We start from the raw sequence: 5,558 nt of genomic DNA on the forward strand, positions 1-5,558 counted from the left end.
CGGGTGCGGGTGGGGGGGGGGGGCGGGGGGGGGGGGGTGTGGGCGCTGGGGCCCCCTGTGGTGGTGTCGCCCCCCCCCTGGCCCCCCCGCGCCACGTCTGCCGTCGAACGACGCGGCAGGGCAGTGCCGGGCCGCACGAGCGTCCTGAACGACGCGTTCGCGACGTTGAGCGTCCCGAACGGAGCGTTCGCGACGCCGCAGCCGCCACTCAACCGCGCCGCGCGCGAAAACCTGCACCCTCTTTGACGAAAGCTGCACAAAACCGCGATTGACTATGCATAAAGCTGCAACTACGGTGGTGCTTGTTGCGCACTCGACCGGCACGGATGGGGAGTTCATGAGCGGAACCTTCATGGCGGAGGAGATCGCGAGCCAGCCCGCGCGCTGGCGTGCGGCCGCGGCCTTGGCCTCGGACTTCGCCGAAAAGCTGCCCGCCGCGGGGGCCAGGGTGGCGATCGTCGGCTGCGGGACGTCCTGGTTCATCGGCCAGGCCTACGCGGTGCTGCGCGAAAGCGCCGGGCTCGGGGAAACCGACGCGTTCGCGGCGTCGGAGTTCCCCGTCGGCCGGAAGTACGACCACGTCATCGCGCTGTCGAGGTCCGGCACCACGACCGAGGTACTCGGGCTGCTCGCGAAGCTGCGTGGCACCCTTCCGACCACCGCCATCACCGGTGTTCCCGCCGAGATCGCGGCGTCGGTGGACGACGTGGTCGACCTGTCGGCGGCCGATGAGCGTTCGGTGGTCCAGACCCGGTTCGCGACCACCGCGCTGGCGGTGCTGCGCACGCACCTGGGCGAGGACCTCGCCCCGGTGATCGCCCAGGCCGAGCAGGTGCTCGCGCAGCCGGTCGACGACGGGCTGGCGTCGGCCGGTCAGTTCAGCTTTCTCGGCACCGGCTGGTCGGTCGGGATCGCCAACGAGGCGGCGCTGAAGTTCCGCGAGGCCTGCCTGTTCTGGACCGAGTCCTACCCCGCGTGGGAATACCGCCACGGGCCCATCAGCATCAGCGAGCCAGGACGCGTGACCTGGATGTTCGGTCAGGCGCCCGATGGGCTCGCCGCCGACGTCGCCCGTGCGGGCGGCCGGTTCGAGGAGAGCGGTCTCGACCCGCTCGCCGACCTCGTCCGCGCGCAGCTCGTCGCGGGGGAGATCGCCCGGCGCAAGGGCCTCGATCCGGACAATCCTCGCAGCCTCACCCGTTCCGTCGTGCTCACCTGAGCCATGCCCCGATTGGTCGCGGCGCTCGACGTCGGCGGTACCAGCGTGAAGGCCGCGGTGTACGAGCCGGTGCCGGGCGGTCTGCGGCAGGTCACCGGCCTGCGGCGGCCGACGGCACGCGGCGGTGACCCGGCGACGGCGGTCGCCGATCAGGCGGGGAAGCTGATCGGCGAGCTGGCGGAGTCGGTGGGGCCGCTCGCCGCGGCCGGGGTCGTGGTCCCGGGCATCGTCGACGAACGTGCCGGGGTCGCGCGGTTTTCGGCCAACCTCGGCTGGCGGGACGCGCCCCTGCGCGAGTTGCTCGCCGACCGCGCCGACGTCCCGCTCGCGTTCGGCCACGACGTCACCGCCGGCGGGCTCGCGGAGTACCGGATCGGCGCCGCGCGGGGGTTCACCGACGCGGCGTTCGTCCCCGTCGGCACCGGGATCGCCGCCGCGCTGATCCTCGGCGGCCGTCCGCATCGCGCGGGCGGCCGCGCCGGGGAGCTGGGGCATCTCGACGTCGGGCACGACCTGTTGTGCGGGTGCGGTGCCACCGGCTGTCTCGAAGCGGTCGCGTCCGCGGCCGCGCTGGCGCGGCGCTACACCGAACGCTCCGGCCGCCCTGTCGACGGCGCGCGGGAGGTGGTTGCCGCCGCCGGAAACGGAGATCCGGACGCGGTGGCGGTACTGGACGACGCGGTCGCGGCGCTTGGCGACGGCCTGCGGCAGTTGGTCACCCTGCTCGCGCCCGAGGTCGTCGTCTTCGGCGGCGGGCTGTTCGGCGCGGGCGACGGGCTGCTGGAGCGCGTCCGCCGCCGCACCGCCGCACGGCTCACCTTCCAGCGAATGCCGGAACTCCGCCGCGCGGAGCTCGGCGACGAGGCGGGCTGCCTCGGCGCGGGCCTGCTCGCGGCCGACCTCGTGGGAGCAGCACCGTGATCCTCACCGTGACACCGAACAGCGCCCTCGACGTGACGTACACAGTGGACGGTCTACGTCCGGACTCCGTGCATCGTGTCAGGGAAGTGCGGGCCAGGGCCGGCGGAAAGGGAGTCAACGTCGCGCGGGTGCTGCACACGCTCGGCGAGGACGTCCGCGTGGTGGCAACGGCGGGTGGCGCGACGGGAAGCGCATTCACCGCCGAACTCACCCAGGCAGGGCTTCCGGCCGGCCTCGTCCCGATCGCCGGGGAGACCCGGCGGACGACGACCATATTGTCCACAGTGGACGACACCGTCACGTTGTTCAACGAGCCCGGGACGGAGCTGATCGCCGCCGAGTGGGCGTCCCTTGTGGACACCGTGCGGCGTCATGCCCCGGACGTGCTCGTCTGCTCCGGCAGTCTTCCGCCCGGCGCAGGAGGATATGCCGAGCTGCTCAGCACGGGCGTCCCGGCCGTTCTCGACACTTCCGGTGCCGCGCTGCTCGACGGGCTGAGTGGCAGACCGCGCGTGGTCAAGCCCAATCTGGCCGAGCTGCGCGAGGTCACCGGCCGTGGCGATCCGGTGGCGGCGGCCACGGAACTCCGGAACAGAGGCGCCGAGACCGTGGTCGTCTCGCTGGGCGCGGACGGTCTGCTCGCCGTCACCGAGCACGGCATCTGGCAGGCCACGCCGTCGAAAACGCTGACCGGCAACGCCACCGGCGCCGGAGACGCGGCCGTCGCGGGCATCGCGCTGGGGATCGCCCGTGGCGAGCCGTGGCCCGACGTGCTGCGCCGCTCGGTCGCGTTGTCCGGCGCCGCCGTTCTCGGCCCGCTGGCCGGGGACATCGACCTCGCGCACTACCGGCGTGAACTCGGCGCCGTGGTGGTGCGTGCCCTTCCGAACTGAGGAGTCCCATGCCTTTGGTGTCCGCCGGGGAGATCGTCGGCCCCGCCGTGAAGGACGGCCGCGGCTGCGGTGCCTTCAACGCGATCCAGCTCGAACACGTCACCGCGATCATCGAGGGCGCGAGCCGCGCCGGAACGCCGGTGATCGTGCAGTTGAGCCAGAACGCGGTCCGCTACCACGGTGCGCTCGCGCCGATCGGCAGTGCCGCGCTCGCCGCCGCACGGGCCGCCGACATCGGCGTCGCCGTCCACCTCGACCACGCCGAGTCGCCGGAACTGGTCCGCGAGGCCGTCGAACTGGGCTTCGGCTCGGTGATGTTCGACGCGTCCACAATGGACTACCAGGACAACCTCGCGGCGACGCGGGACATCGCGGCCTACTGCCATGACCACGGTGTCTGGGTCGAGGCCGAGCTGGGCGAGGTCGGCGGTAAGGACGGTGTGCACGCGCCCGGCGCGCGGACGGATCCGGACGAGGCCGCCGAGTTCGTCGCGGTCACCGGGGTGGACGCGTTGGCGGTCGCCGTCGGCAGCTCGCACGCGATGCTGACCAGGGACGCCTCGCTCGACCTCGAACTGATCGCCCGGCTGCGCGAGCGGGTGCCGGTGCCGTTGGTGTTGCACGGTTCGTCCGGGGTCCCCGACGACGGCCTCGCCGCGGCGGTGCGTGCCGGGATGACGAAGATCAATATCGCGACACAGCTCAACAAGGTGTTCACCGCCGCGGCGGTGGCGTACTGGCGTGACCATCCGGAGCGGGTCGATCCCCGTAAGTATCTGGGCGCGGGGCGGGACGCGGTGGCGCGTGAGGTCGAGCGGTTGCTGGCCGTGCTCGCGCCGGGTCACGAGGAGGTCGCGAAATGACGATTGTGCAGTCTTTCCTGGGGCAAGTTGTTGACAGCTGCGTGAAACCGAACAAAACTGCGCGCTAACGCGCAAGAAGTGCGCGATAGCTGACTCTCTGATCGGGTGGTGGCCATGCGGATGGCACGGGGCAGGTCCGGGAAAGTACTCACGTTGACGACAGGCGCCGTGCTCACCATGGCGCTGGCCGGGTGCGGTGGCGGTGACGCGGGATCGGGCGACGGGGGCGGGGCGAACGCGCTGCCGGGCGTCGACCAGTACCTCAACGCGCCCTGTCCGGAGGCGGGCACGAAACCGCAGACGGACAAGGAGTTCACCTACTGGGCGATGTGGACCGCCGACGAGCCGCAGGGCAAGGTGCTGCAGAAGGCGTTCAAGTGCTTCACCGAGAAGACCGGCGTCAAGGTCAACGTGCAGTGGCTGGGGCGCAAGGCCTACACCCAGAACATCGCCCCGGCGCTCAACACCGACAACGTGCCGGATCTGTTCGACCAGGACGTCAGCAAGGTCAGCGCCGCGATCGTCTCGGCGGGCGGCACGCAGAGCGTCGACGACGTCTTCGATCTGAAGGTCGGTGAGGGTGACAAGAAGGTCAAGGACGTCCTGACCCGCACCTCCTACGACTTCCCGCAGAACAAGGACAAGGCGGGCAACACCTTCCTCGTGCCGTACGAGATGCTCTCGAACGCCTGGTGGTACAACAAGGCTCAGGCCAAGGACCTCGTCGCACCGAAGACCGTGGACGAGCTGTACGGGCTGTTCGACAAGGCGAAGGCGGACGGCAAGGCCGCGATCGCGCAGGACGGCGACATCCCGTTCTACAACATGTACTTCTTCACCCAGTTCGCCGAGCGCTACGTCGGCGCCGGCGGGGTGGCCAAGGCGGCCGCCGACCCGACCGGCCAGGCGTGGAAGACCGACCCCGGATTCCTCAAGGCCGCCACGGAAACCGCGAAGCTGCCGAAGCACCTCATCGACGGCTGGGACGCGGCGAAGTTCCCGCAGGTGCAGCAGCGCTGGGCCGACGGCGACGCGCGGTTCCTCTACATGGGCACCTGGGCGCCGAGCGAGACCCGCGAGTACCTCGACAAGCAGGGCGCGGGCACGAAGCTGGAGTACGGCTCGTTCCAGTTCCCGATGCCGCCGGGTGCCACGCACGACACGGTCGAGCAGATCCCGATCGGGTTCGCGGTGACCAAGAAGGCCAAGCACGCCGAGGCCGCCAAGGCGTTCATCGCCTACTTCCTCAACAAGGACATCCTGTCCGGCATCCCCGCCGTCGCGGACAACCTGGTGCCCCGTACCGATCTCGCTGTGCCCGACGATCTCAAGCAGGCCAAGGCCGCGCTGGACGACGAGAAGAAGGAGCACGTCCTGCAGTACGACGGCATCGACAGCCTCGCGGGCGGCAAGTGGCAGACCGAGGTCTTCGACCCGGCGGACCTGGCGCTGCTCAAGGGCCAGATCACGCCCGCGCAGTTCATCGACCAGCTCGCCACCAAGGGCGCCGCGTTCTGGAAGAGCCAGGGCTGATGACCGCTGTCGCGGAAGGGGGGGGGGGGGGGGGGCGGGGGGGGCCCCCCCCCCGGGGGGGGCGGCCCCCCCCGCCCCCGCCCGCGGGGGCTGGCGGCCGCGGGGGGGGCGGGGGGGTGGGGGCGCGGT

General features: G+C 71.4%; 5 protein-coding genes. All 5 read left to right on the plus strand.

Annotation, left to right across the window (positions count from 1 at the left end; genetic code table 11):
- The first annotated feature begins 337 nt into the window (after nt 1-337).
- The 5 genes from ACFWY9_RS12280 (at nt 338) to ACFWY9_RS12300 (ending at nt 5,429) form a co-directional block, all read left to right on the plus strand.
- Nucleotides 338-1,219 carry an SIS domain-containing protein gene (locus ACFWY9_RS12280; protein ID WP_378328045.1) on the plus strand — a complete coding sequence of 294 codons (882 nt, stop codon included), beginning with the start codon at nt 338-340 and terminating at the stop codon, nt 1,217-1,219.
- A 3-nt stretch (nt 1,220-1,222) separates the two neighbouring features.
- Nucleotides 1,223-2,140 carry an ROK family protein gene (locus ACFWY9_RS12285; RefSeq protein ID WP_378328046.1) on the plus strand — a complete coding sequence of 306 codons (918 nt, stop codon included), beginning with the start codon at nt 1,223-1,225 and terminating at the stop codon, nt 2,138-2,140.
- Nucleotides 2,137-3,033 (plus strand): 1-phosphofructokinase family hexose kinase, encoded by an 897-nt coding sequence (locus ACFWY9_RS12290; protein ID WP_378328047.1) that lies wholly within the window; start codon nt 2,137-2,139, stop codon nt 3,031-3,033. The genes ACFWY9_RS12285 and ACFWY9_RS12290 overlap by 4 nt, the downstream gene beginning before the upstream one ends.
- Before the next feature lie 8 nt (nt 3,034-3,041).
- Nucleotides 3,042-3,896, plus strand: a complete 855-nt coding sequence (locus ACFWY9_RS12295; protein WP_378328048.1) for a ketose-bisphosphate aldolase — start codon at nt 3,042-3,044, stop codon at nt 3,894-3,896.
- 120 nt (nt 3,897-4,016) lie between these two features.
- Nucleotides 4,017-5,429 (plus strand): ABC transporter substrate-binding protein, encoded by a 1,413-nt coding sequence (locus ACFWY9_RS12300; protein WP_378338907.1) that lies wholly within the window; start codon nt 4,017-4,019, stop codon nt 5,427-5,429.
- Nucleotides 5,430-5,558: the final 129 nt, after the last annotated feature.

Origin of the sequence: Amycolatopsis sp. NPDC059027, from assembly GCF_042739735.1 — a bacterium.
Lineage (GTDB): Bacteria > Actinomycetota > Actinomycetes > Mycobacteriales > Pseudonocardiaceae > Amycolatopsis.